The 25080-nt window shown below is 58.9% G+C and carries 22 protein-coding genes; 12 read left to right on the plus strand and 10 right to left on the minus strand.

Annotated features, from left to right (window positions below; translation table 11 throughout):
• Window positions 1-815: 815 nt before the first annotated feature.
• Window positions 816-1325 (minus strand): disulfide bond formation protein B, encoded by a 510-nt coding sequence (locus ACIOMO_RS25695; RefSeq protein ID WP_053123590.1) that lies wholly within the window; start codon window positions 1323-1325, stop codon window positions 816-818.
• Window positions 1326-1523: 198 nt separating this feature from the next.
• A complete protein-coding gene (gene hmpA, locus ACIOMO_RS25700; RefSeq protein WP_401244286.1) occupies window positions 1524-2705 on the minus strand; it encodes an NO-inducible flavohemoprotein in 1182 nt (393 codons plus the stop codon).
• 164 nt (window positions 2706-2869) lie between these two features.
• On the opposite strand from hmpA, the gene norR reads away from it, so the two are divergent.
• From norR to ACIOMO_RS25725, 5 genes are all read left to right on the plus strand, one after another.
• Complete coding sequence (norR, locus tag ACIOMO_RS25705; RefSeq protein ID WP_053123594.1) at window positions 2870-4429, plus strand: nitric oxide reductase transcriptional regulator NorR; 1560 nt, start codon at window positions 2870-2872, stop codon at window positions 4427-4429.
• A gap of 320 nt (window positions 4430-4749) precedes the next feature.
• Window positions 4750-5652: a chemotaxis protein CheV gene (locus ACIOMO_RS25710; RefSeq protein WP_053123596.1), complete on the plus strand. Its 903-nt coding sequence runs from the start codon at window positions 4750-4752 to the stop codon at window positions 5650-5652.
• Between the two features lie 27 nt (window positions 5653-5679).
• Window positions 5680-6138, plus strand: coding sequence for a GNAT family N-acetyltransferase (locus ACIOMO_RS25715; RefSeq protein WP_401244289.1), 459 nt, complete (start codon window positions 5680-5682; stop codon window positions 6136-6138).
• Window positions 6139-6286: 148 nt separating this feature from the next.
• The gene (locus ACIOMO_RS25720; protein WP_401244291.1) at window positions 6287-6613 is read left to right on the plus strand and encodes a hypothetical protein; all 327 of its coding nucleotides are present in this window, start codon (window positions 6287-6289) and stop codon (window positions 6611-6613) included.
• Between the two features lie 83 nt (window positions 6614-6696).
• Window positions 6697-7446, plus strand: coding sequence for a YkgJ family cysteine cluster protein (locus tag ACIOMO_RS25725; RefSeq protein ID WP_053123602.1), 750 nt, complete (start codon window positions 6697-6699; stop codon window positions 7444-7446).
• Window positions 7447-7594: 148 nt separating this feature from the next.
• Here ACIOMO_RS25725 and ACIOMO_RS25730 read toward each other — a convergent pair whose 3' ends face one another.
• The 4 genes from ACIOMO_RS25730 to ACIOMO_RS25745 form a co-directional block, all read right to left on the minus strand.
• Window positions 7595-7834, minus strand: coding sequence for a hypothetical protein (locus ACIOMO_RS25730; protein ID WP_053123604.1), 240 nt, complete (start codon window positions 7832-7834; stop codon window positions 7595-7597).
• A 140-nt stretch (window positions 7835-7974) separates the two neighbouring features.
• Window positions 7975-8394, minus strand: a complete 420-nt coding sequence (locus ACIOMO_RS25735; RefSeq protein WP_053123606.1) for a hypothetical protein — start codon at window positions 8392-8394, stop codon at window positions 7975-7977.
• Entirely contained in the window at window positions 8357-8986 is a 630-nt protein-coding gene (locus tag ACIOMO_RS25740; protein ID WP_053123608.1) for a nucleotidyltransferase domain-containing protein, read from the minus strand. Before ACIOMO_RS25740 ends, ACIOMO_RS25735 begins: the two co-directional genes overlap by 38 nt.
• A 206-nt stretch (window positions 8987-9192) precedes the next feature.
• Entirely contained in the window at window positions 9193-9555 is a 363-nt protein-coding gene (locus ACIOMO_RS25745) for a DUF6124 family protein (RefSeq protein ID WP_053123610.1), read from the minus strand.
• Window positions 9556-10519: 964 nt separating this feature from the next.
• Here ACIOMO_RS25745 and ACIOMO_RS25750 point away from each other — a divergent pair.
• The 7 genes from ACIOMO_RS25750 (at window position 10520) to ACIOMO_RS25780 (ending at window position 20497) form a co-directional block, all read left to right on the plus strand.
• Window positions 10520-11680, plus strand: a complete 1161-nt coding sequence (locus ACIOMO_RS25750; protein ID WP_212545547.1) for an efflux RND transporter periplasmic adaptor subunit — start codon at window positions 10520-10522, stop codon at window positions 11678-11680.
• The gene (locus tag ACIOMO_RS25755) at window positions 11677-14778 is read left to right on the plus strand and encodes a multidrug efflux RND transporter permease subunit (protein WP_401244295.1); all 3102 of its coding nucleotides are present in this window, start codon (window positions 11677-11679) and stop codon (window positions 14776-14778) included. Before ACIOMO_RS25750 ends, ACIOMO_RS25755 begins: the two co-directional genes overlap by 4 nt.
• Window positions 14779-14787: 9 nt before the next feature.
• Window positions 14788-15465 carry a heavy metal response regulator transcription factor gene (locus ACIOMO_RS25760; RefSeq protein ID WP_053123617.1) on the plus strand — a complete coding sequence of 226 codons (678 nt, stop codon included), beginning with the start codon at window positions 14788-14790 and terminating at the stop codon, window positions 15463-15465.
• Window positions 15455-16819 (plus strand): heavy metal sensor histidine kinase, encoded by a 1365-nt coding sequence (locus tag ACIOMO_RS25765; protein ID WP_053123619.1) that lies wholly within the window; start codon window positions 15455-15457, stop codon window positions 16817-16819. The genes ACIOMO_RS25760 and ACIOMO_RS25765 overlap by 11 nt, the downstream gene beginning before the upstream one ends.
• A 300-nt stretch (window positions 16820-17119) precedes the next feature.
• Complete coding sequence (locus ACIOMO_RS25770) at window positions 17120-17341, plus strand: hypothetical protein (protein WP_053123621.1); 222 nt, start codon at window positions 17120-17122, stop codon at window positions 17339-17341.
• 194 nt (window positions 17342-17535) lie between these two features.
• On the plus strand, window positions 17536-18852 hold the full coding sequence (locus tag ACIOMO_RS25775) for an OprD family porin (protein ID WP_053123789.1): 1317 nt from the start codon (window positions 17536-17538) through the stop codon (window positions 18850-18852).
• A gap of 136 nt (window positions 18853-18988) precedes the next feature.
• Window positions 18989-20497 carry a diguanylate cyclase gene (locus ACIOMO_RS25780; RefSeq protein WP_401244298.1) on the plus strand — a complete coding sequence of 503 codons (1509 nt, stop codon included), beginning with the start codon at window positions 18989-18991 and terminating at the stop codon, window positions 20495-20497.
• Between the two features lie 151 nt (window positions 20498-20648).
• Here ACIOMO_RS25780 and lpxC read toward each other — a convergent pair whose 3' ends face one another.
• The 4 genes from lpxC to ACIOMO_RS25800 form a co-directional block, all read right to left on the minus strand.
• Window positions 20649-21560 (minus strand): UDP-3-O-acyl-N-acetylglucosamine deacetylase, encoded by a 912-nt coding sequence (gene lpxC / locus ACIOMO_RS25785; RefSeq protein WP_008082763.1) that lies wholly within the window; start codon window positions 21558-21560, stop codon window positions 20649-20651.
• A 112-nt stretch (window positions 21561-21672) separates the two neighbouring features.
• Entirely contained in the window at window positions 21673-22869 is a 1197-nt protein-coding gene (gene ftsZ, locus ACIOMO_RS25790) for a cell division protein FtsZ (RefSeq protein ID WP_053123624.1), read from the minus strand.
• A gap of 69 nt (window positions 22870-22938) precedes the next feature.
• Window positions 22939-24198 carry a cell division protein FtsA gene (ftsA, locus tag ACIOMO_RS25795; protein ID WP_053123630.1) on the minus strand — a complete coding sequence of 420 codons (1260 nt, stop codon included), beginning with the start codon at window positions 24196-24198 and terminating at the stop codon, window positions 22939-22941.
• A 15-nt stretch (window positions 24199-24213) separates the two neighbouring features.
• Window positions 24214-25080 carry a cell division protein FtsQ/DivIB gene (locus ACIOMO_RS25800; RefSeq protein WP_053123632.1) on the minus strand — a complete coding sequence of 289 codons (867 nt, stop codon included), beginning with the start codon at window positions 25078-25080 and terminating at the stop codon, window positions 24214-24216.

Here is a 25080-nt window from a genome sequence, read left to right on the forward strand (position 1 = left end):
CTAAAGCAGCTTGCGCAATGCAGTTGGGTTTTGATCGCCAACACTTCACCCTGCCAAGGGTTGGCATTTTCTTTGGATTGAATAAGGGCCGCCCGTCTCGCGTCAGACGCTCGACAAATCCTGGGACAGCGGTGAGTTCTTATTCGAATTCGTGGTCAAAGGCCTAGTTACAGACCAATTCCATTTGGTGCGGAAAGTTGGAAGGCACCGACACCTGGGTGTCTTGGAAGCCTAACGACTCACTCGACACCCGACTTCCTGCTCGCCTCCTTAATAAAGGCTGAACAGTGCCGGGAATTCAGTGCGGGCGATTGTAGATAGGTAGCGCCCTATACACCATGTCTTATCCCGAAATAATTTTTATCCGTTCGAGCAACAATCCATCGCCATTTTTGCAAAAGTTCCACATGTTATCGAAATCGATTCTCAACAAAAACACCAAAAATTGTAGGTCTACCCGCCTCAGTTCAGACAGCTCTGATGGCTTTTTCCCACGTCGATATCAGCGTAAAGCCCGATAACACAAGGGCTCTGGCCATTTGCCAGAGCGTGTTAAAACTGCCTGTTCGAGCGTTTGTGCTTAAAAGCAGAAAATTGCCGAAACAGACCAATGTTTTTGTGTAACAGGAGGCCAATCCAGCCCCTCGCGAAGCCCTGCGACACACCGCGTGTGACAACATGTCGCACACCTGTCGCACCCTCCGTTGCCGTTCGTCACGGTGTTTTCACAAAGTCTCTGAAATGCAAAACGCCCCGATTTACTGATCCGCAAATCGAGGCGTTTTCTGTATCGGCTTGCTTGCCGAATAGTTGACTCAGCGCAGTGCCTTGCGGTTACGCGAGGTCAGCAGCGGCACCAGAATCACCACCAGCACGAACGCCACCAGCGCCCATTGCGCCAGCGATAGGCCGAGGATCGGCGGGTACGGCGTCGAGCAGAAACCGTCGACCTGAAAGCCCAGCGGGAAGATCTTCGCCAGCGGCAGATCATCGACAATCGGCTGCAGCACATCGATGCCACAGCTCACTGCCGGATAGAACTGCGTGTACACGTGGTGCCCGGCAACAGCCGCGCCGGCCAGTGCGCAAATCACCACCAGCACTTCGAACACGGTGATGCTGCGACGCGTGCGCATGGCCGCGCCGATGAACGCGAAGATCGCAATCAGCAGCAACGCATAACGCTGCAAGATGCATAGCGGGCATGGCGCTTCACCGAGCACGATCTGCATGTACAACGCCCCACCGATCAGCGCCAGGCAGATGATGCCCAACAGCACCAGAAAGCGCCGCTCACGTCCCAACCGCATTGTTTCCTCGCTCATCGCGTTTCCCTTGTATGTCCATGGTTCAGCCGGCGTGCGGCTGAAAGTTGTCGCAAGTCTACACCGGGGGAATAAACGATAAAGCGGTTAAGGATTCATTAAATCCAGGATCAAAAGATCGCAACCTCCGGCAGCTCCTACAGTTATTACACCCTTTCCCTGTAGGAGCTGCCGAAGGCTGCGATCTTTTGCTGGGGGTTACTCCAAAGCCGAAGCCGGCCCGAAGAACTCATAACGGCTCTGCTGCTCCGGCACACCCAGCGCTTTCAGATGACGCTTGATCGCGCCCATGAACCCCTTCGGCCCAAGGAAGTAAGCATCGACATCACGCTGTTCCGGCAACCACTCGCCCAATTGCTCCAGGCTCAACATGCCGACCTTGTCCGCCGCCGGGCTCACGCCATCGTCTTCGGCGTAGCAGTAGAAACGCTTGAGCTGCGGATGACGCGCCGCCAAGCCATCGACCCAATCGCGGAACGCATGCACGCCGCCATTGCGCGCGCAGTGGATAAAGTGCACCGGACGCTCGGTTTCCAGCGCCGCTTCGAGCATCGCCAATGTTGGCGTAATACCCACGCCGCCGCTGATCAGCACCAGCGGTTTATCGCTGGCCGTCAGGGTGAACTCGCCCGATGGCGGGAACAGCTGAATGCTCGCGCCGACGTGCAGTTGATCGTGCAAGTGATTCGACGCACGACCACCCGGTTCACGTTTAACGCTGATGCGGTACTGACCTTTATTAGCCAGCGCTGACAGCGAGTAGTTGCGGCGGATTTCTTCGCCATCGAGGATCAGTTTCATGCCGATGTACTGACCCGGCTCGGCCGCCAGAATCGGGCCTTTGTCGGCAGGTTCGAAGTAGAACGAGATGATTTCCGCGCTCTCTTCAACTTTGGCCGCGACGATAAAATCGCGCGCCCCACGCCAGCCGCCGACCGCGTGTTCTTTCTCGTCGTAGATGGCTGTTTCTGCACCGATCAGAATGTCGGCCAGTTGACCGTACGCCGCGCCCCACGCGCTCATCACTTCCGGGGTGGCGATTTCGTCACCGAGCACTTCAGAGATCGCCCGCAGCAGACAGGTACCGACAATCGGGTAGTGCTCCGGCAGAATCTGCAGGGCCACATGCTTGTTGATGATCTTCGCCACCAGATCGCCCAACTGATCGAGTTGATCAATGTGGCGGGCGTACATCAACACACCGTTGGCCAGAGCACGCGGTTGATCGCCGCTGGCTTGGTGCGCCTGATTAAACAGAGGGCGCACTTCCGGATATTCAGAGAGCATCATGCGATAGAAGTGCGTGATCAGCGCTTCCCCGCCGCTTTCCAGCAGAGGCACAGTGGATTTGACGATGGCACGATCCTGGACGCTAAGCATAAGAGTGACTCCTGAGCTTCTTGAAAAAGTTATCTGAGTCATATCAGTTTCCGTGCCAACTTTTTAATCCCTATAAATCAATGGCTTGAGAAATATGTAGTCATAACGACTCAAAGGGTTTTATAGTCATCTCGACTACATCTTGTCTCTTTGACTACACAACCATGACTGCCAAATCTCTGCTTACCGCTCTACTGCCATTAGTCTCCGACCTGTCTCGCGAACTGCCCGAGGGCGAGCGTTATCGACGCTTGCTCGAAGCCATGCGCGCCCTGCTGCCGTGCGATGCCGCCGCGTTGTTGCGCCTCGACGGTGAATCGCTGGTGCCGCTGGCAGTCGATGGTTTGAGTACCGACACCCTTGGCCGCCGTTTTAAGGTCAGCGAGCATCCGCGTTTCGAAATTTTACTGGCCGGTGCCGGGCCAACGCGTTTCGCCGCCGACAGCGACTTGCCCGATCCTTATGACGGTTTGGTCGATGGGCTCGACGAACATCTGGAAGTCCACGACTGCCTCGGCTGCCCGCTGTTTGTCGATGAAAAACTCTGGGGGCTGATCACCCTCGACGCGCTCGATCCGGAGCGTTTCGAGCCGATTGAACTGGATGCTCTGCAAGCGTTTGCCAGTCTGGCCTCGGCCACGGTCAACGCGGCCGAGCGCATCGAGCGTCTGGCGAATCGTGCCGAAGACGAGCATCAGCGCGCCGAGGTGTACCGTCAGGCCAGCGGTCAGCAGAACCGCGAAATGATCGGCCAGAGCAAAGCGCTCAAACGCTTGGTGGAAGAGATCAACCTGGTCGGCGGCAGTGACCTGACTGTATTGATCACTGGCGAAACCGGAGTCGGCAAAGAGTTGGTGGCGCAAGCGATCCACGCCGCCTCCCCGCGCGCCGACAAACCGATCATCAGCCTCAACTGCGCCGCACTGCCGGACACCTTGGTGGAAAGCGAACTGTTCGGCCACGTCCGCGGCGCGTTCACCGGCGCCACCAGCGACCGTCGTGGCAAGTTTGAACTGGCCAATGGCGGCACGCTGTTTCTCGATGAGGTCGGCGAATTGTCGCTGACGGTGCAGGCCAAGTTGTTGCGGGTGTTGCAGAGCGGGCAGTTGCAGCGTTTGGGCTCGGATAAAGAGCATCAAGTCGACGTGCGTTTGATCGCCGCGACCAACCGCGATTTGGCCGAGGAAGTACGCAGCGGTCGCTATCGTGCCGACTTCTATCACCGTATGAGTGTGTACCCGCTGCGTGTGCCGGCGCTGCGTGATCGTGGGCGGGATGTGTTGTTGCTCAGCGGTTTCTTTCTGGAGCAGAACCGTTCGCGCGTGGGCCTTAATAGCCTGCGTCTGAACAGCGATGCGCAGGAAGCGCTGCTCGCTTATACCTGGCCCGGCAACGTGCGCGAACTGGAGCATTTGATTGGGCGCAGTGCGTTGAAGGCGTTGGGTAACTGCAAGGTGCGGCCGAAGATTTTGAGTTTGAGTGCAGCGGATCTGGATTTGCCGCGTGAGGTTGTGGATAACTCTGCCGGCGCGGCTGCTGATGTTGTCGCGACGGCGCCGTTGATTAACGGTGATTTGCGCAGTGCGACTGAGGAGTATCAGCGGCGGTTGATCAGTGCGGCACTGGAGCGGAATCAGGATAACTGGGCGAGTGCGGCGCGGGAGCTGGGGCTGGATCGGGCGAATCTTGGGCGGATGGCGAAGCGGTTGGGTATGAAGGGCTAGAAGCACACCCTCACCCTAGCCCTCTCCCACTGGGAGAGGGGACTGATTGGGGGATATTGGCGATGTCCGCCGACGTGAACCTGCTTTACCGAATCCATAATCGACTCGGTCGTTCAGGTCGATGTAAAACGCCAGACACCTCGGTCGGCCCCCTCTCCCTCTGGGAGAGGGCTGGGGTGAGGGGCGCTGGATCCGGCTCTGAATCCAACCCCAACCCGACAACTGACCTAAAGCCCCACCCCTTAACGCCGATAACCCGGCATCAATAGTTCCTGGCGATCCCCACCCTCGCCCACCACCTTTTTCCACAGAAGGTTTATATGTCTTCCACCAAAGCCCGCGCAGATTCACTTTCGCTTCTGCTGTTTACCTTGCGCAGCGGCAAGCTGATGGCGATCAACCTGCTGAAAGTCAGTGAAATCATTCCCTGCCCGCCGCTGACCAAACTCCCGGAATCACATCCGCACGTCAAAGGCATCGCCACCCTGCGCGGTAATTCGCTCTCGGTGATCGACCTCAGCCGCGCGATCGGCGAACGACCACTCGAAGACCCGGACGGCGGCTGCCTGATCGTCACCGACGTCAGCCGTTCCAAGCAGGGCCTGCACGTGCAAGCCGTGAGCAAAATCGTCCACTGCCTGACCACCGACATCAAACCCCCACCGTTCGGCTCCGGCGGCCCGCGCGCTTACATCACTGGCGTGACCTCGGTGGACGGCACGCTGGTGCAAGTGCTCGACATCGAAAAAGTCATCCACAGCATCGCCCCGGCGCAGATCGAAATGGCGCCGACCGACCTGACCATGGAAGACGCCGAAGTCCTCGGTAACGCACGGATTCTGGTGGTCGACGACAGCCAGGTCGCGCTGCAACAATCGGTGCACACCCTGCGTAACCTCGGCCTGCAATGCCACACCGCGCGCAGCGCCAAGGAAGCCATCGACTGCCTGCTCGACCTGCAAGGCACGGCGCAGCAGATCAACCTGATCGTCTCCGACATCGAAATGTCCGAAATGGACGGCTACGCCTTCACCCGCACCCTGCGCGAAACCCCGGACTTCGCCCACCTCTACGTGCTGCTGCACACCTCGCTCGACAGCGCGATGAACAGCGAAAAAGCGCGGCTGGCCGGAGCGAATGCGGTGTTGACCAAATTCTCCTCGCCGGAACTGACCCAGCGTTTGATCGAAGCGGCCAAGCATGTCGCTGCGCACGGGCATTGAGTGTTGAGCGAGACGTATTGTTTTCTGATGCGGCGCGACTTGGCTGAAGTCGTGCCGGCTGTGCAATGGCCGTCAGGCATCGAGATTTCCGTTTACCGCGCAGAACTGGCGCCAGCGGTGCATCACCTGATGCAACTCGGTTACCGCGAGGGTGGTGGCCGGGTGCCGATGCTCGATGAATGGCAGCAACGCTTTGAGCGCGATCCGGAATACGACCCGACCTTGTGCTTTATCGCCTGCGATGCCGAAGGGGTTGTCGGTGTGGCGCAGTGCTGGACGAGTGCCTATATCAAGAATCTGGTGGTGCATCCTCGGGCGCAGGGTCGAGGATTGGGCCGGGCGTTGCTGATGAATGCGTTCAAGGTGTTTCAGCAACGGCGTGAAGGGTTTGTTGATTTGAAGGTGCTGGAAGACAACCTGCGGGCGCAGCGCTTGTATGAAAGTGCCGGGATGGTTGTAGTCCGCCGGGAGATTGTGCCGGACTGAACTACCGCTTTCGCGAGCAAGCCCGCTCCCACATTTGGAATGCATTTCAAATTGTGGGAGCGGGCTTGCTCGCGAAGAGGCCAGCACCGGCAACTTCCCTGTCTGGGCAGACTCCAACCTTGGCCACCCACACCAAGGACGCCCAATCATGAAAGCCCTCACCCTCAGCCTCCTCTGCCTCACCGCCCTAGCCTCCCAGGCCCAAGCCTCAAGCCCCGACGCCTGGGCTGCCTACGATAAAACCGTCCTCGCCAGCTGCACCAAAGCCAGCGGTCTCAAAACCCCAAAACCCGTGGGCAGCCCCGCGCAATTCGATGACCGCGTCGGCTACACCGCCGTTCTTCTGCAAGGCACCTACCCGCAAAAACACATGAAAGGCCTGCAAGGCACCGAGCTGTGCCTCTACAACAAGCAGTCGAAAACCGCGTTCGTCACCGAGTGGGACTCGATCCGCCTGCCCGCCAAAACCCAGTGAGTGGCGCACAACTTGCTTCGATTCAGGTCAGCGCGGTGGTTTTCCGTCACCGTTTAATGCCCTGAATCGCGACTGGCCGTTCAATGAATACAACGTTTTCCTGCGTAGGCTGCGGCAAATGCTGCACCGACCACCACGTCCCCCTGACCCTGGCCGAAGCCCGCATGTGGGCGGCGGACGGTGGTCAAGTGATCGTGTTGGTCGAGGCCTTTCTCGGCAACGGACTCGGCTTGCCAGCACAGCAACGCGAGCACGCCGAACGTCGTTCAGCGGCGGTACGCAGCGGCGCGACCGCTGCGCACGTGGCAATCACCTTCGCCGCGTACAACGTCGGGCCTTGCCGGAATCTTGACGAAGACAAGCTCTGCCGCATCTACGAGCGTCGCCCACTGGTGTGCCGCATTTATCCGGCGGAAATCAACCCGCATATCCCGCTCAATCCCGCCGCCAAAGATTGCCCGCCAGAGTCTTGGGAACAAGGGCCGGCGTTGATTGTGGGCGGAGAGTTGGTGGATCAGGAACTGGTCGAATTGATCCAGCGCTCACGCCAGGCGGATCGTGATGACATTCGGCTCAAGGATGCGATTTGCGCGACGTTGGGGATTCGTACCACGGCGTTGAAGGGCGACGGCTTTACCGCGTATCTGCCCAATATGGACGCGTTCGCGTCGGTGATTGATCAAGTGATCGAGCAACCGCTGAACACGGCGCAGAGTGAATGGTTGTTTCATGTGTCCGGGGAGGACATTGCCGGGCAAGTGCTGGCGGCCGGGGCTCAGGTGGTGACAGAGCCGGCGCAGACGTATGCGTTTATTTCGTTGCGGGCGGCTTGATTCGAGAGTTGTGCTGAGGCTAATGGCCTCTTCGCGGGCAAGCCTTCTCCTACGGGGTTGTAGGGTGTTCATACAATTGTGTACGACACAAAACCTGTAGGAGCCGAGCTTGCTCGCGAAGAGGCCCGTCAGAAAAAGCAGATCTCACTCAGCGCTTACCCATCGACCGACGCGTGCCCGGCGGGGCCATGCCCGGGGTTTTGGTGTGGCCGTTCTTGGCGCCGTTCTTGTACCACGGCTGATTCGAGTCCTTGCCAGCCGCCAATTCGCCGGGCTTGAACGGGAACTTGAACGCCGGGATCGCAGGCTTGGTTTCGCTGACGTCAGTCAGATCGGCCGGGACATCGCTGATAGCGTCGTCAACCGGCGGTTGGGTCGGGGAAGTCATGAAAGCTCCGGAAAGCAAAAAGTCGGGCCCGAACAGTGAGCCGCGAAGGCGCGCAGTATACCTGCACGCCCCGCGTCGGCACCTGAAGATTTGCGCCGTTCGCCGGATGGTAACGGGCTCGACGAGAAAGATGACGGACTTCAACGCGATTGCTCCTGGAGGGTATGGAGCAATTGCGCTGCGCTATCCAGCAGTTGCGCCAACAGCGCTTCATCCTCATCCATGTACCCTTCGTACTCCGCAAGGTTGCGCCGTTCGTGGCACAAAGCGAACAACCGCACCTGCACCTTGCTGACCTGCGCGGTGTGCACTAGACATTGAAAAACCAGATAACGTTTGTCTGATCGATAGCCACTTAACCGAAGTGCGTTCAGGGCCAAGGCGTGAGCTGCGTTGTAAGCCAAGTCGAAACGGCTGGCAAAAGACAACGTAGACGTTTGCGCATCCTTGAGCCGATCCACAGCCGAGCGCATCAAGCCGACACACTCCTTGTGATCCGGCGGCTCCGCTTTCAGTCCGCCGCTACGTAGAAGATTCTCCAGACTCTCGTTGCTGCCCATCCTTGGACTCCAAAGGGTTTGCCCCTAACAGATCGATTTTTTCCTGCTGCACCACCCGCACAACAAAGCTGTTTTGTGCTGCCAGCTTCGCTGCCCAGTCTTGCGGGGTGTAAAGCGTCGGATTGATGGGGCGGCCCAGTTGCTCTTCCATGGGCATGAGCCGTTCCATCACGTCACTGTAGTGCAGGCCTTCGCCGATCAGCATGAGATCAATGTCACTGAGTGTGTTTGCTTTGTCCTTAGCGATAGAGCCATAGACAAACGCCCAGACAATTAGCCCGGCAAACGGCTGAAGCGCTTGGCGCAAAGGTTCGGCAATGCCAAAAGTTTTGCGAGATATGCCCAAAAGCTCGGTATAGACAGGGCAATCGGGATTGGCCTGGTAATGGGTCTGATTGCCCACCCGTGTCATGCGCAACACCCCCGCCCGGTGCAAGCGATCAAGCTCACGCATGAGACTGCCTTTACCCACATGCGCCCAACGCGCGATCTCATTGGCGTAGAACGTCCGATCGGGTTTGCCAAAAAGCAGGCCCAACACTTTTTGCTGAGTATTAGTGAACAGCGCTTCGCTTAGAGAGATGCTTTCCATTGCGGCCGCCGAAGAGTCCCAAAAAGGGAACGATAGGTCTCTTTTTGGGACTTATCAACTTATCGATGGAAACTGAAAAACCCGAGGCCTACGCCGGCACTGTAGGAGCTGCCGAAGGCTGCGATCTTTTGCTCCGGACTTGGCTTTGTAAAAAAACAAAATCAAAAGATCGCAGCCTCGTTGCACTCGACAGCTCCTACGGGATTTCAGGGCTGGGGATCAACCCGATCCAGTGCCCGGTTTACCGCCAATTCGGCAAGCATGACGATCTGCTGGATAGCCAACGCCGTGCTGCGTTGCGGGCGGCTGAGCTGATCGGCGAAATCGCCGGCCATCACGTTGGCCGATGCCAGGGATTCGCAGGCGTGAGCGAGCAGGCTTTCAGTGTCGATGTTCGGGTGGACGAGGAACATCGTGCTGGGCAGGCGCGGTTTTATCGGGTCGGGGCTGAGGTAGAAATCGAGGGCGCGTTTGATGGCTTCGCGGTTTTTGATCTGGTCGTCGGCGCGGATGGCGTCTTCGAGGGGGGTTGTTGTTTCGAGCGGGGGATCGGGTACGGGCTTAGTCATGGAATCGGTTCTCACTGATCGGAGCCAACCAATTGCCGTTTCTCACGCGACGTATTGGGTGGCAGCTATGTGCAGGGTGAGAAACCGGGTAAGAACCACCACTTCCGGCCGAACCGAAGTTCGCCCGCACACAGCCGCCATAGAAATGCAGGCAGCAACGAACTGGCGGCAATTATGACGATACTGCAGGTGGAATAATACTTAGCCCGGGTTCTCACACCCGATCGCCGAGTTTTCGGCGACAAGCCAAGACTAGAGAGCGCGCGTCCGACGGACAACCTGAAAACCTTGTGGGAAGGTTCGCCCATTTCGAAACGCTTTTAAACACCCACTGCCGATGTAGGAGCTGCCGCAGGCTGCGATCTTTTGACGTTCGACGTCAGAGGCAAGATCACAAGATCGCAGCCTGCGGCAGCTCCTACATGAGATTGCCGCCAACTGGAGAAAATGGTCGGCTGGCGGGCCGCCATCGCGAGCAAGCTCTGCTCCTACGAAGAGCAAAAGCAGAACGCACACCGCTTCTGCTTCTCACCACTCAACACGATGAGCGCAAGCTCGGGTGCAGCTCTTGATCTTGATCCACGGGCGACGTCGGAAGGCTGAGTGGAGGGATTGATCCGGGGGTGGGAGCGCAGCGACCGTTTGGCGCAGCCAAACACAGCGAGAGGAGATGCAGCGAAGCAAACCGTAGGCGCTGCGCCCGGATCGATCCCGTAGCGAAGGAACCCCGAGCCCCAGCGAGCGGGCCGCACGTAGGAGCAAGCGTTTTTTGCTTACTTTTTTAGGCGCTTGTAAAAAAGTGAGTCGCCGTCAGGGCGAAACCCTAAGTAGCCGTTACCGCAGCAACGGATATGTACCCCACGAAACTGACAGCGCTGTCAGCCAGCCGTCACCCTCCTGACCCCCAAACAAGTTTATAACTACCCAACCTGCCCAAACTCCATACCCTTGGCGCCCGACCCGCATGCGAATCCAAAAGAACAAAGCCCTGCTCGCCACCCTATTGATCGTCCTCGCAGGCGCAGGTCTGTGGTACGCCCTGAAACCCGCCCCGACCAAACTCGCCACCCCCACAGCAATCCCCGTGCGAGTCATAGCGGTCAGCGAAAAAGACGTCCCCCGCTACACCAGCGGCATCGGCTCCGTACTCTCATTACACAGCGTGGTCGTGCGCCCACAAATAGACGGCATCCTCACCAAAATCCTCGTCAAAGAAGGCCAACTCGTCAAAACAGGCGACCTGCTGGCCACCATCGACGACCGCTCCATCCGCGCCAGCCTCGACCAGGCCCGCGCTCAACTGGGCGAAAGCCAGGCACAACTGCAAGTCGCCCTGGTCAACCTCAAACGCTACAAACTGCTCACCGTCGACGACGGCATCTCGAAACAGACCTACGACCAGCAACAAGCCCTGGTCAACCAACTCAAAGCCACCGCCCAAGGCAACCAGGCCTCCATCGATTCCGCACAAGTACAACTTTCCTACACGCAAATCCGCTCCCCGGTCACCGGCCGCGTCGGTATTCGTACAGTCGATGAAGGCAACTTCCTGCGCATGACCGACACCGCCGGCCTGTTCACCGTCACCCAGATCGACCCGATCGCCGTCGAATTCTCCCTGCCCCAGCAAATGCTGCCGACCCTGCAAGGCCTGATCAACGATCCACAGCGCGCCCAGGTCAAGGCCTACATCGGCGCCGACACCGATGGTGAAACTGGCAACCTGCTCGGCGAAGGTCACCTGACCCTGATCGACAACCAGATCAACGCCAACACCGGCACCATCCGCGCCAAAGCCGAATTCGACAACGCCAGCCAGAAGCTCTGGCCCGGTCTGCTGGTCACGGTAAAAATTCAGACAGCCCTCGACAAAGATGCGCTGGTCGTCCCGCCCACTGTCGTACAACGTGGTCTCGACCAACACTTCGTTTACCGCGTGAATGGCGACAAGGTTGAAGCCGTGCAAGTGCAGATGGTTTATCAGGGCAGCGGCCAGGACATCATCAAAGGCGTGAAGGCCGGTGATGTGCTGGTGACCGATGGCCAGTCGCGGCTCAAGCCCGGCTCGACCGTGCAAGTCATGACCGAACCGGCGCAGGTGGTGCAAGCGGAGCCGAAACCATGAAGGCGCACAAAGGCGTCTCCACGTGGTGCATCGATCACCCGGTCGCCACAATCCTGCTGACCATCGCTCTGGTGCTGGTCGGTTTGATTGCCTTCCCGCGCCTGCCCATCGCCCCACTGCCGGAAGCGGAATTTCCTACGATTCAGGTCTCCGCGCAGTTGCCCGGCGCCAGCCCCGACACCATGGCCTCGTCCGTGGCCACGCCGCTGGAGGTGCAATTCAGTGCCATCCCCGGCATGACCCAGATGACCTCAAGCAGTGCGCTGGGCTCAAGCCTGCTGACCCTGCAATTCACCCTCGATAAAAGCATCGACACCGCTGCGCAAGAAGTCCAAGCGGCGATCAACACCGCCGCCGGCAAACTGCCCAAAGACATGCCGACGCTGCCAACCTGGAAGAAGGTCAACCCGGCCGACAGCCCGGTACTGATCCTCAGCGTCAGCTCGACGCAGATGCCCGGCACTGAACTCAGCGACCTGGTGGAAACCCTGCTCTCGCGTCAGATCAGTCAGATCGACGGCGTAGGCCAAATCAACATCACCGGTCAGCAACGTCCGGCGATTCGCGTACAAGCTTCGGCGGACAAACTCGCGGCGATTGGCCTGACTCTCGCCGACATTCGTCTGGCAATTCAACAGACCAGCCTCAACCTCGCCAAAGGTGCGCTGTACGGCGTATCAAGCATCTCGACGCTGTCGACCAACGACCAGTTGTTCCACCCCGAGGACTACAGCCAGCTCATCGTTTCCTACAAGGATGGCGCCCCGGTTCATCTGCGCGATGTCGCCAAAGTCGTCAACGGTTCGGAAGATGCCTACGTGCAAGCGTGGGCCGGTGACCAACCCGGGGTGAACCTGGTGATCTCGCGCCAGCCCGGCGCCAACATCGTTGAAACCGTTGACCGCATTCAAGCCGCCCTGCCCGGTCTCGAAGCAATGCTGCCGGCCTCGGTGCAAGTGAAAACCCTGATCGACCGCACCCAGACCATTCGCGCCTCGCTGCATGAGGTCGAAATCACCCTGTTGATCGCGATCATGCTGGTGGTCGCGGTGATGGCGCTGTTCCTGCGCCAATTGTCGGCAACCCTGATTGTTTCAGCGGTGCTCGGCGTGTCGCTGATCGCCAGTTTCGCCCTGATGTACATCCTCGGCTTCAGCCTGAACAACCTGACGCTGGTGGCGATCGTGGTGGCCGTGGGGTTTGTGGTCGACGATGCGATCGTGGTGGTGGAGAACATCCACCGCCATCTGGAGGCCGGCGACGATATGCGCGAAGCCGCGATCAAGGGCGCCGGCGAGATCGGTTTCACCGTGGTCTCGATCAGTTTCTCGCTGGTGGCGGCGTTTATTCCGCTGCTGTTCATGGGCGGTGTGGTCGGGCGGCTGTTCAAGGAATTCGCCCTGACCGCGACCTCGACCATCATGATTTCCGTGGTGGTTTCGCTGACTTTGGCGCCGACGCTGGCCGCGCTGTTCATGCGCAAACCGGTGCACCACGCCCACGACAAACCGGGTTTCAGCGAACGCCTGCTCGGCTGGTACGAACGAGGCCTGCGCCGCGCCCTTGCCCACCAGAGATTGATGATCGGCGTGTTCGGTTTATCGCTGGCAATGGCCATCGGCGGTTACATCTTTATCCCGAAAGGTTTCTTCCCGGTGCAGGACACCGGTTTCGTCCTCGGCACCACCGAAGCTGCGGCGGATATTTCCTACGGCGACATGGTGAAAAAACACTTGGCGATGGCCGAAATCGTCGCAGCTGATCCGGCGGTTCAGGCGTTTTCCCATTCAGTCGGTGTCTCCGGCAGCAACCAGACCATCGCCAACGGCCGCTTCTGGATCGCCCTGAAAAAACGCGGCGACCGCGACGTCAGCGCCAGCCAGTTCATCGACCGCATCCGCCCGCAACTGATGAAAGTCCCCGGCATCGTGCTGTACCTGCGCGCAGGCCAGGATATCAACCTCAGTTCCGGCCCGAGCCGCGCGCAGTACCAATACGTGCTCAAGAGTAACGACGGCGCGACCCTCGCGACATGGACGCAGCGCCTGACTGAAAAACTGCGCAGCAACCCGGCGTTCCGCGACATTTCCAACGATCTGCAACTGGGCGGCAGCATCACCCACATCAGCATCGACCGCAGCGCCGCCGCGCGTTTCGGCCTGACCGCTAGCGACGTCGACGAGGCGCTGTACGACGCCTTCGGTCAACGTCAGATCAACGAATTCCAGACTCAGGTCAACCAGTACAACGTGATTCTGGAGCTGGACACCAAGCAGCGCGGCAAGGCCGAAAGCCTCAACTATTTCTACCTGCGCTCACCGCTGAGTGGCGAGATGGTGCCGCTGTCGGCGCTGGCCAAATTCGATGCGCCGACCATCGGCCCACTGTCGATTGCCCACGACGGCATGTTCCCCGCCGCCAACCTGTCGTTCAACCTGGCGCCCGGCGTGGCGTTGGGCGATGCGGTGATTCTGCTCAATCAGGCCAAGGCCGAGATCGGTATGCCGACCGCAATCAGTGGCAATTTCCAAGGGGCGGCGCAGGCGTTCCAGAGTTCGCTGGCCAGTCAGCCGTGGCTGATTCTCGCGGCGCTGGTGGCGGTGTACATCATTCTCGGCGTGCTTTATGAAAGCTTCGTGCATCCGCTGACGATCATTTCGACGCTGCCGGCGGCAGGTTTGGGCGCGGTGATCATGCTGTGGATCTGCGGCCAGGACTTTTCGATCATGGCCTTGATCGGTCTGGTGTTGCTGATCGGTATCGTCAAGAAGAACGGCATCCTGATGATCGACTTCGCGCTGGAGGCGCAGCGCCATCGAGGCCTGTCGCCGCAGGATGCAATTTTCGAGGCGTGCATCACGCGGTTCCGGCCGATCATCATGACCACCCTCGCCGCCCTGCTCGGCGCGCTGCCGCTGATGCTCGGTTACGGCACCGGCGCCGAATTGCGCCAGCCGTTAGGCATCGCCGTAGTCGGCGGTTTGCTGGTCAGCCAGATGCTGACGTTGTTTACCACTCCGGTCATATACTTGTGGCTCGAGCGACTTTTCCATAGACCCAAACCCGCGCCCCAGCCGGCGTTGGCGACCACAGACTGAGGCAGGGTCATGCGCGTTCTGATTATCGAAGACGAGGAAAAAACCGCGGACTATTTGCACCGCGGTCTGACGGAACAGGGTTACACCGTGGATCTGGCCCGCGACGGCATCGAGGGTCTGCATCTGGCGCTGGAAAGCGACTACGCGGTGATCGTCCTCGACGTCATGTTGCCAGGCCTCGACGGCTTCGGCGTGCTGCGCGCATTGCGGGCGCGCAAGCAAACCCCGGTGATCATGCTCACCGCCCGCGAGCGGGTTGAAGATCGCATCCGAGGCCTGCGCGACGGTGCCGACGATTACCTCGGCAAACCGTTTTCCTTCCTTGAACTGGTCGCACGCTTGCAAGCGCTGACCCGGCGCAGTGGCGGCCATGAACCGGTGCAGGTGAGCATTGCCGACCTGTGGATAGATTTGATCAGCCGCAAGGCGACCCGCGCCGGTACGCGACTGGATCTGACCGCCAAGGAATTTTCGCTGCTGAGCGTCCTCGCCCGCCGCCAAGGTGAAATCCTCTCGAAAACCGCCATCGCCGAAATGGTCTGGGACATCAATTTCGACAGCGACGCTAACGTCGTCGAAGTTGCAATCAAACGCCTGCGCGCCAAGCTCGACGGTCCGTTCGACGAGAAACTGCTGCACACCATTCGCGGCATGGGTTATGTGCTGGAGAGCCGTGGTGTCCAGTAATTCGATTGCCCTGCGCCTCAGCGGCATGTTCACGCTGGTGGCGTTGCTGGTGTTTCTGTTGATCGGCGGCGCGTTGTATCAGCAGGTCGATAAAGGTTTGGGCTTGCTGCCGGAAGCCGAGCTGGACGCGCGTTACAGCGTGCTCGAATCCACGGTCGGCCGCTTCGGCACGCCCGAGCACTGGGTGAAGATCAACAACAAACTCAAGCTGCTCGGTGAAGAAGACAAGCGCATCAGTTTCTGGATCAGCAGCGGCGATCCGCAATACGAATACGGCAATCTCACGCCGCAGATCCGCGAGATCACCAATGGCCCTTTGGGCACGCGCGATCTGCAATTGCCGGGGCAGCCTTATCCACTGAAAGTGCTGGTGAGTGAATTTCCGGCCAAGGATCAGCGCCCGCCGCTGCGCTTTATGATCGGCATCGACACCGATACGTTTCATGAGACTCAGCACAACCTGTTGATCGCGTTGATCGGGCTGGCGATTGTCGGTGTGTTGATGGCTTCGGCGCTGGGGTATTGGGTGGCGCGTATTGGTTTGAAGCCGTTGATCAAACTCTCTCACGAAGCACAGCGACTGGCACCGCCGCTGAGGGCTGGGCGCTTGCGTCTGTCGCCGTTGCCGCCGGAGCTGGAACAGTTTGTCGACTCGTTCAACTCGACGCTGGAACGGGTCGAACTGGCCTATTCGCGGCTGGAATCGTTCAACGCTGACGTCGCTCATGAGTTGCGTTCGCCGCTGACCAATCTCATCGGCCAGACCCAAGTGGCGCTGACCCGTGGGCGTTCTGCAGAACACTATTTCGAGGTGCTGCAATCCAACCTGGAAGAACTGGAACGGTTGCGTTCGATCATTAACGACATGTTGTTTCTGGCCAGTGCGGATCAGGGTAATAAGGCGACCAAACTGACGTCGACTTCGCTAGCGGATGAGGTGGCGACGACGCTGGAGTATCTGGATTTCATTCTTGAAGATGCGCAGGTTCAGGTGCAGGTCAGCGGCGATGCGCTGGTGCAGATTGAAGTCGCGCATCTGCGGCGGGCGTTGATCAATTTGCTGAGTAATGCCGTGCAGCATACCGAGGCGGGTCAGGTGATTGAGGTGCGGATTGAGGTTGAAGAACATCAGGTGAGTATTGGTGTGGCCAATCCGGGATCGCCGATTGCCAGTGAGCATTTGCCGCGATTGTTCGAGCGGTTTTATCGGGTGGATGCGTCGCGCAGTAACAGCGGCAATAACCATGGGTTGGGGCTGGCGATCGTCAAGGCGATTGCGCTGATGCATGGCGGGGATGTGTTTGTGCGCAGTGATCGGGGGATGAATACTTTCGGGATTTATTTGCCGGTTTAAAGCGGATCAAAAGATCGCAGCCTTCGGCAGCTCCTACAGGTGTTCCCCTCGACGATCGTTCCCACGCTCTGCGTGGGAATGTATCCAGTGACGCTCTGCGTCACAGGGACGCGGAGCGTCCCGGGCGGCATTCCCACGCAGAGCGTGGGAACGATCAACCGGTGATCACCCTGCAGAAGGGGGTGATCTTTGCTTTTGCTGTAACAGTCATTTATGAAAATCGCGCTGTTTCCCATCGCTCGGCAACCTTATCTTTGCCCGCACCAAACAGCACACTCGCCAAGCGAGAAGGTTTTCAAGATGTCCAACAGTATGGGTATTGCCAGCGCTTTCGTTTTGTCCTCATTGATCCTGTCGCCAATGGCGATGGCTGAAGAATCCCACGCGTTCGTGGCGCAGAATTCTGCCCGCGCTCAAGCGTATGACCAGCATCAGGCAGAAATGATGGCCAAGGCCAAAGACGCCACGCAGGCCCCTCAGGCTGCAACTTCCCAGGCTCAATCGCTGGAAAAAGACAGCTGAGTCGCGCATCGCTCCGTTTCCCTCGACGCGGTTGTTTGGCTCTTCCCGTTCAACCGTCGTCATTCCAGGCCGCTGCCTTTCAGCGGCCTTTTTTCGTTGTGGTCTGAAAGCCGTTTGGTTCGTCTGTAACAACAAGAAACATCGAGCGCCTCAAAATACAGAGGCGCCAGTTGACCCAAGGAGCTCCATTGCACGTGCGTTACCCAGTCCGCTTCACTCCGCTGTTCATTGCAATTGCCGCAACGATTGCCCCCGCCGTTCACGCCGACGAGCCTGCGAAAGAAGGTTTCATCGAAGGCTCAAGCCTCAACCTCAACGCCCGCAACTACTACATGAATCGCAACCGCTTGCAGCAGGCGGACGACAACATTGAGTGGGGCCAAGGCTTTCTCGGGATTTTCCAGTCGGGTTACACCGAAGGCACGGTCGGTTTCGGCATTGATGCCCACGCCATGCTCGGCCTGAAACTCGACGGCGGTGGCGGCACGGACGGCTCAAGCATCCTGCCGATCAGCGATGGCAACGGCAAAGCGCCGGGCTCGTTCTCGACGGCGGGCGGTACGTTGAAAATGCGTGCGTTCGATACCGAGTTAAAGGCTGGTGATCTGTTTCTCACCAACCCGGTGATCGCGGGCGGTGACACGCGCATGCTGCCGCAGACGTTTCGTGGTGTCAGTCTGAGCAACCATAGCTTCGACGGCTGGTTGATCGAGGGCGGTCAGGCCAGTTTCACCAAGCCGTACAACCAGAGTGGTCACACACGCATCGGCACCTCTTACGGGACGTTGGCCGAGGGCGACGAAAGCCAGCATCTGAACTGGGCTGGCGTGGCGTGGAGCGGTGTCGAGGGTTTGACCAGCAGCCTGTACGCGTCCGAACTCAAGGACATCTGGAACCAGTACTACTACGACCTGGATTACACCTGGCAGTTGAACGATCTGGTCAGCCTCAACCCCGGCCTGCACTTCTATCACACGCAAGACACCGGCGATGCGCTGCTCGGCGACATCGACAACAACACCTACAGCCTGCATTTCACCGTCGGTATTGGCAGCCACAGCGTTACGGCGGCGTATCAACGGGTCAACGGCAATACGCCGTTCGACTACATCAGTCAGGGCGACAGCGTTTATCTGGATAACTCGCAGCAGTACTCGGACTTCAATGGCCCGAACGAACGCTCGTGGAAGCTCAAGTACGCCTATGACTTTGCCGGAGTGGGTTATCCGGGGCTGACGTCGGCAGTGTCGTACTCGCGCGGGACGGTGGATTTGACCAAGGTTGATCCGGACAGCCAGGGTTACTCGAACTGGTACAGCGCCGAGGGTCGCAATGCCAAGCATTGGGAGCGCGATATCGATTTGAAGTACGTGGTGCAGAGTGGCCAGGCCAAAGATCTGGCGGTACGCCTGCAATGGGCGACCAACCGCGGTGGCAATGGTTACGGCGCAATTGATACCGACACCGACGAATACCGCGTGATCATCGACTACCCGATCAACGTCTTCTAAGATCAGTTAACACTGAACCTGTAGGAGCTGCCGAAGGCTGCGATCTTTTGATCCTGATTTTTAAAAAACAAGATCAAAAGATCGCAGCCTTCGGCAGCTCCTACGCTTAGAAGATCCCCCAACCGATAACCCGATCATGATCGCGAGCCGTACCCCTCCCGTTTCGGGCAAGACCGGACGCCCCGAGCTGCTGCTGATCTGCGGCAGTTTGCTCAGCGTGATCGCGATTTTAGCCATCGTCACTTTTCTGCTGATCCGCGAGCACGCCAACGCTCGGCAATCCGCCACCCGCAGTGCGACCACCATTGCTCAGTTGATCGACGCCGACGTGCTGCGTACCGTCGAACTCTACGACCTGTCCCTGCAAGGTTTGATCGCTGCCGCCCAGCGCGATGATCTGCAAAACGTGTCGCCGGAAATCCGCCATCTGGCGCTGTTCGATCGCTCCACCACTGCGCGTTTCAAGGGCGATATTCTGCTGCTCGACAAGCACGGCGATGTTCTTGCTGACTCCTCAAGAGTCGAGCCGAAACCGGGCAACTTCGCCGACCGCGATTACTTCCTCGCCCACGCCTTCAACCGCGATGTCGGCATGTTCATCAGCCGACCGTTCAAGACCCGTTGCGACTGCGACGAAGCCAATCAGTGGCGCATCAGTTTCAGCCGACGCATTTCCTCGGACACCGGCGAATTTGTCGGGGTGGCGGTGGCGTCGATGAAGCTCGACTATTTCGATCAACTGTTCAAAAGCCTCGACATCGGCAAGGGCAGTACGCTGAACATCATCGACGATGACGGTGTGCTGCTGGCGCAGAAGCCCTATCTGCAAAGCGACTCGATCGGCAAAAGCTTCGGCAACCGGCCCAATGTCATCCGGATTCTGCGCGACAAGGATGGCAAAGGCAGTTTCAGCAGCACGTCGAGCATGGATCAACAGCAACGCCTCTACACCTATTCGCGGGTGGGCAATTTACCGCTGACGGTGATGGTCGCGCTGTCCAGCGATGAGGTGTTTGCGACGTGGCGGCGTACGGCGATGTTGATCAGTGGCGCCACTGGTGCGCTCTGCGTGGGATTGCTCTGGCTGACCTGGCTGCTCGCCCGCGAACTGCGTCGACGTCAGCGCGCTGAACGTGAACTGGCGCAACTGGCCGCCACCGATGCGCTGACCGGTGTCGCCAATCGTCGGATGCTTGATCAATCACTGCGTCACGAGTGGTTCCGCGCGCAGCGTTCGGGCAAGCCGATGTCGGTGATGATGATCGACGCCGACCATTTCAAGGCGTTCAATGACCAGCACGGGCATCAGGCCGGGGATCAGGCGTTGAAGGCGTTGGCCAAGGTGATTACGGACAATGTGCGGCGACCGGCGGATCTGGTGGCGCGGTATGGCGGCGAGGAGTTTTCGGTGATTCTGGCTGAGACTGACAGCCAGGGCGCGCAGCAGATTGCCGAGCATATTCGGCAGGCGGTGGAGCAGTTGCCGTGGGTTGCTGGGGCTGATCGGCCGATGACGGTGAGTATCGGCATTGCGACGTGGACGGCGGCGAGTGAGATGACGCTGGAGCAGTTGCTGTTTGTGGCGGACAAGGCGTTGTATCAGGCGAAGGAAGGTGGGCGTAATCGGGTGGTGGTGGCTGCCTGAAGATCAAAAGATCGCAGCCTTCGGCAGCTCCTACATTGGAATGCGGTTCCTGTAGGAGCTGCCGAAGGCTGCGATCTTTTGCGTCTGAAAAAAGGAGCATAAAAAAAGGCCATCCGAGGATGGCCTTCAAAAAACTAGAGAGGTTTTTTACTTACACCGCCGCAACCGGGCGCATGTAAGAGATTGGTGCGGTGCTGGCGTCATCGAACGTCACCACTTCCCAAGCATCTGTTTGCTCAATCAACTTGCGCAACAGCTGGTTGTTCAGTGCATGACCGGACTTGAAGCCTTTGAACTCACCAATCAGGCTGTTACCCAAAAGGTACAGGTCGCCAATGGCATCGAGGATCTTGTGCTTCACGAATTCGTCTTCATAGCGAAGGCCGTCTTCGTTCAGTACGCCATCGGCATCGACCACGATTGCGTTTTCAACGCTGCCGCCGAGTGCGAGGTTGTGCTTGCGCAGGTACTCGATATCACTCATGAAACCAAAGGTACGGGCGCGGCTGACTTCTTTTACGAACGAAGTGCTGGAAAAATCCACGCTTGCACTTTGGGTGCGGTCCCGGAAAACCGGGTGATCGAAATCGATCTCGAAGCTCACCTTGAACCCTTCGAAAGGGACGAAAGTGGCGCGCTTGTCGCCGTCTTCCACTGTCACTTCACGCAGGATGCGGATGAATTTCTTGGCGGCGTCCTGTTCTTCCAGGCCTGCCGATTGAATCAGGAATACGAAGGGTCCAGCGCTGCCATCCATGATCGGGACTTCGGACGCGGAGAGCTCGACGTAGGCGTTATCGATGCCCAGGCCAGCCATGGCCGAGAGCAAGTGCTCTACCGTGTCCACTTTGACGTCGCCATTGATCAGCGTCGTCGACATAGTGGTTTCACCGACGTTTTCCGCGCGGGCAGGAATCTGCACCACAGGGTCGAGGTCAGCGCGACAAAACACAATGCCAGTGTCGACAGGCGCAGGCTTGAGGGTCAGATAGACCTTCTCACCGGAGTGCAGGCCTACACCTGTGGCACGGATAATATTTTTCAGTGTGCGTTGTTTAATCATGGCTTGGGCCGCTTCAGCGCAAATTGCGAACTGGTATCAACAAAGGCTGGCGATAATAGCAGACCGAGCCTTTGCTGAACACCAATCACCTTCATAGCCCTGATACATTCCATCAATCGGCCTGACGACGCAGGAATGCCGGGATGTCCAGGTAGTCCAGGTCATCTTGCGGATTCATCTTCGCGGCAGCCGCAGCACCGGCCTGAGCCTGGTTGCGCATGACGGTCGGACGATCCAGATCACGGTAATTTACCGCTGGCGCTTCCTGACGGGTCGGAGCCGGTTGTTGTACCTGAGCGGTCGACATGGAGGTATGAACGGTATTGTCGATGACCTTCACAGGCTTCTCGATTTTTGCGCCCAGACCGGTAGCAACCACAGTCACGTGCAGCTCGTCGCGCATGTCCGGATCGATAACGGTACCGACCTTGACCATCGCATGTTCGGAAGCGAAGGCTTCGATGATGCTACCCACGTCGGAGTACTCACCCAGGGACAGGTCAGGGCCGGCGGTGATGTTCACCAGAATGCCGCGTGCGCCTTGCAGGTTCACGTCTTCCAGCAGCGGGTTACGGATTGCCGCTTCGGTGGCTTCACGTGCACGGTTCGGACCGCTGGCGCAGCCAGTGCCCATCATTGCCATGCCCATTTCGCTCATCACGGTACGCACGTCGGCGAAGTCGACGTTGATCATGCCCGGACGCTTGATGATGTCGGAGATACCGCGAACGGCACCGGCCAGTACATCGTCAGCCTTGGCGAAAGCCGACAAGAGGCTTGCGTCTTTACCGAGGATGGTCAGCAGCTTCTCGTTAGGAATGGTGATCAACGAGTCGACGCTTTCGGACAGCATGCGGATGCCTTCATCGGCGATCTGCATACGCTTGCGACCTTCGAACGGGAACGGACGAGTCACGACCGCAACGGTCAGAATGCCCATTTCCTTGGCCACTTCGGCGATGATCGGTGCAGCACCGGTACCGGTACCGCCGCCCATGCCAGTGGTGATGAACACCATGTTGGTGCCCTGCAGCACTTCGGCAATACGCTCACGGTCTTCCAGAGCAGCCTGACGGCCGACTTCCGGGTTCGCGCCGGCGCCGAGGCCTTTGGTCACGCCAGTGCCCAGTTGCAGGATGGTACGTGCGCCGATGTTTTTCAGCGCTTGAGCATCGGTGTTGGCGCAGATGAATTCAACGCCTTCGATGTTGCTCTTGACCATGTGGTTGACAGCGTTGCCGCCGCCACCGCCGACACCGATAACTTTGATTACCGGGCTTGCGGGGATGTTGTCTACGAGTTCGAACATTTTCCCTCTCCTTACATTCTCTAGTTTTTTTCGCCTACTGCATGTTTGTTGCGGTGTTGCGGTAAAGCTTTAGAAGTTGCCTTGAACCCACTTCTTCAATCGGTCCAGCAACGGCGCCTGTGGCTCTTCGTTGCTGTAGCTGTCGCGGCTGCCGATGCCCGAGAACGAGATCCCGTCGGACTGCTTTTGCAGGCCGTACATCAACAAGCCAACGCCAGTGGAATAAATCGGGTTGCGCACCACGTCATCCAGACCTTTGACGCCGTGCGGCACGCCCAGACGAACCGGCATGTGGAAGATTTCTTCGGCGAGTTCAGTCGCGCCTTCCATCTTCGAAGTACCGCCAGTCAGCACGATGCCGGCCGGGATCAGGTCTTCGTAGCCGCTGCGACGCAGCTCGGCCTGAATCAGCGTGAACAGTTCGTCGTAACGCGGCTCGACCACTTCGGCCAGGGCCTGACGCGACAGTTCGCGCGGTGGACGGTCGCCGACGCTTGGCACCTTGATGGTTTCACCGGCACCGGCCAGTTTCGCCAGGGCGCAGGCGTAGCGGATTTTGATTTCTTCGGCGTACTGAGTCGGGGTGCGCAACGCCATGGCGATGTCGTTGGTCACCTGATCACCGGCAATCGGGATCACCGCGGTGTGACGGATCGCGCCTTCGGTGAAGATCGCGATGTCGGTAGTACCGCCGCCGATGTCCACCAGGCACACGCCCAGCTCTTTCTCGTCGTCGGTCAGTACCGAGTAGGCCGAGGCCAGTTGCTCGAGAATGATGTCGTCGATTTCCAGACCGCAGCGACGCACGCATTTTTCAATGTTCTGTGCAGCGTTGACGGCGCAGGTGACCACGTGAACCTTGGCTTCCAGACGCACGCCGGACATGCCCAGTGGTTCACGAACGCCTTCCTGGTTATCGATCACGTAATCCTGCGGCAGGGTGTGCAGCACGCGCTGGTCAGCCGGGATCGCCACAGCCTGAGCAGCGTCGAGTACGCGCTCAAGGTCGGCCGAGCTGACTTCGCGATCACGGATCGCGACGATGCCGTGGGAGTTCAGGCTGCGGATGTGATTGCCCGCCACGCCGACGAACGCCGAGTGAATGCGGCAGCCCGCCATCAGCTGGGCTTCTTCGATCGCACGCTGGATCGATTGCACGGTGGACTCGATGTTCACCACCACGCCCTTCTTCAGGCCACGGGACGGATGGGTACCGATCCCGACGATTTCCAGCGTGCCGTCGTCGGAGACCTCGCCGACCAGCGCCACCACTTTGGAGGTGCCGATATCGAGACCGACGATCATTTTGCCGCTTTGCACGTTTGCCATGGGTCCTGCCTCTTCTTAATTCTTCGCGACAGCGGGTTGGGCTGTCGTCGGCGCTACAGGTTCCCGCCAGCCAACAGCGAGGCCGTTGGCGTAGCGCAGATCGATGCGCGCAATGTTCGTAATCTGGTCTTTAAGCGTCTTGTCATAGATGGCGATAAAGCGGCGCATCTTTTCCACCAAATTGCCGCGTCCCAGCAGCAGCTCGATGCCGGGGCCGGAACTGCCGGCACCGGTGGTCAGGAACCAGCTCCCGCGTTCACGCAATTCCAGGCGTGCAATCGAGAAGCCCAACGGCCGCAGCATCTGGCTCAGCACCTGATACTGCTGCATCACTTGCTGCTGGGCCCGTTGAGGGCCGAACAGCTGTGGCAGGTGTTCGTAGTTCGCCAGTTCCTTTGGCGTAAACGCCTGGCCCTGGTTGTTCAGCAACGACTCGTCACCCCAACGCGCCACCGGCAATTGCTCTTCGAGGCGGATCACCACTTGATCCGGCCACACCCGACGTACTTCGGCATGGGCGATCCAGGGCATCTGCTCAAGCTCGGTGCGCATCCCGGCCAGGTCGATGGTGAAGAAGCTCGACGCCACATACGGGGCGATGCGCTGCTGCACTGCTTGCTGGCTGATGTAGCTCAGGTCGCCCTGCACGGCGATCTTGGTGATCGGCCGGTCGGCGTAAGGCAGCAAACGCGTTGCCCCTTCGTAGGTACCAAAGCCCAGCACAACCAGCAGCACCGGCCAGAACAGGCTTTTCAGAAAACCGAAATTGGCTTTCGGCAGGCGCGCGGACATCGGCTCTTTCGCCACCATTCGGCTGGCACCCCGCGGTACCGGCTTGCGGCCGGGTGCGGGTGGCTGATGTCTGAGCTGAGCGCCTTGCAT

Origin of the sequence: Pseudomonas sp. NPDC087804 (assembly GCF_044742965.1) — a bacterium.
GTDB lineage: Bacteria > Pseudomonadota > Gammaproteobacteria > Pseudomonadales > Pseudomonadaceae > Aquipseudomonas > Aquipseudomonas rustica.

Excerpts from the sequence above, each read along its gene's own strand:
- ACIOMO_RS25695 (WP_053123590.1), bottom strand. The coding sequence starts at position 1,325 with ATGAGCGAGGAAACAATGCGGTTGGGACGTGAGCGGCGCTTTCTGGTG.
- ACIOMO_RS25780 (WP_401244298.1), top strand. The coding sequence starts at position 18,989 with ATGATCGCGAGCCGTACCCCTCCCGTTTCGGGCAAGACCGGACGCCCC.
- ftsA (WP_053123630.1), bottom strand. The coding sequence starts at position 24,198 with ATGGCAAACGTGCAAAGCGGCAAAATGATCGTCGGTCTCGATATCGGC.
- ACIOMO_RS25755 (WP_401244295.1), top strand. The coding sequence starts at position 11,677 with ATGAAGGCGCACAAAGGCGTCTCCACGTGGTGCATCGATCACCCGGTC.
- ACIOMO_RS25760 (WP_053123617.1), top strand. The coding sequence starts at position 14,788 with ATGCGCGTTCTGATTATCGAAGACGAGGAAAAAACCGCGGACTATTTG.
- ACIOMO_RS25715 (WP_401244289.1), top strand. The coding sequence starts at position 5,680 with ATGCGGCGCGACTTGGCTGAAGTCGTGCCGGCTGTGCAATGGCCGTCA.
- hmpA (WP_401244286.1), bottom strand. The coding sequence starts at position 2,705 with ATGCTTAGCGTCCAGGATCGTGCCATCGTCAAATCCACTGTGCCTCTG.
- ACIOMO_RS25720 (WP_401244291.1), top strand. The coding sequence starts at position 6,287 with ATGAAAGCCCTCACCCTCAGCCTCCTCTGCCTCACCGCCCTAGCCTCC.
- ACIOMO_RS25740 (WP_053123608.1), bottom strand. The coding sequence starts at position 8,986 with ATGGAAAGCATCTCTCTAAGCGAAGCGCTGTTCACTAATACTCAGCAA.
- ACIOMO_RS25770 (WP_053123621.1), top strand. The coding sequence starts at position 17,120 with ATGTCCAACAGTATGGGTATTGCCAGCGCTTTCGTTTTGTCCTCATTG.
- norR (WP_053123594.1), top strand. The coding sequence starts at position 2,870 with ATGACTGCCAAATCTCTGCTTACCGCTCTACTGCCATTAGTCTCCGAC.
- ACIOMO_RS25750 (WP_212545547.1), top strand. The coding sequence starts at position 10,520 with ATGCGAATCCAAAAGAACAAAGCCCTGCTCGCCACCCTATTGATCGTC.
- ACIOMO_RS25800 (WP_053123632.1), bottom strand. The coding sequence starts at position 25,080 with ATGCAAGGCGCTCAGCTCAGACATCAGCCACCCGCACCCGGCCGCAAG.
- ftsZ (WP_053123624.1), bottom strand. The coding sequence starts at position 22,869 with ATGTTCGAACTCGTAGACAACATCCCCGCAAGCCCGGTAATCAAAGTT.
- ACIOMO_RS25725 (WP_053123602.1), top strand. The coding sequence starts at position 6,697 with ATGAATACAACGTTTTCCTGCGTAGGCTGCGGCAAATGCTGCACCGAC.
- ACIOMO_RS25730 (WP_053123604.1), bottom strand. The coding sequence starts at position 7,834 with ATGACTTCCCCGACCCAACCGCCGGTTGACGACGCTATCAGCGATGTC.
- ACIOMO_RS25745 (WP_053123610.1), bottom strand. The coding sequence starts at position 9,555 with ATGACTAAGCCCGTACCCGATCCCCCGCTCGAAACAACAACCCCCCTC.
- ACIOMO_RS25710 (WP_053123596.1), top strand. The coding sequence starts at position 4,750 with ATGTCTTCCACCAAAGCCCGCGCAGATTCACTTTCGCTTCTGCTGTTT.
- ACIOMO_RS25735 (WP_053123606.1), bottom strand. The coding sequence starts at position 8,394 with ATGGGCAGCAACGAGAGTCTGGAGAATCTTCTACGTAGCGGCGGACTG.
- lpxC (WP_008082763.1), bottom strand. The coding sequence starts at position 21,560 with ATGATTAAACAACGCACACTGAAAAATATTATCCGTGCCACAGGTGTA.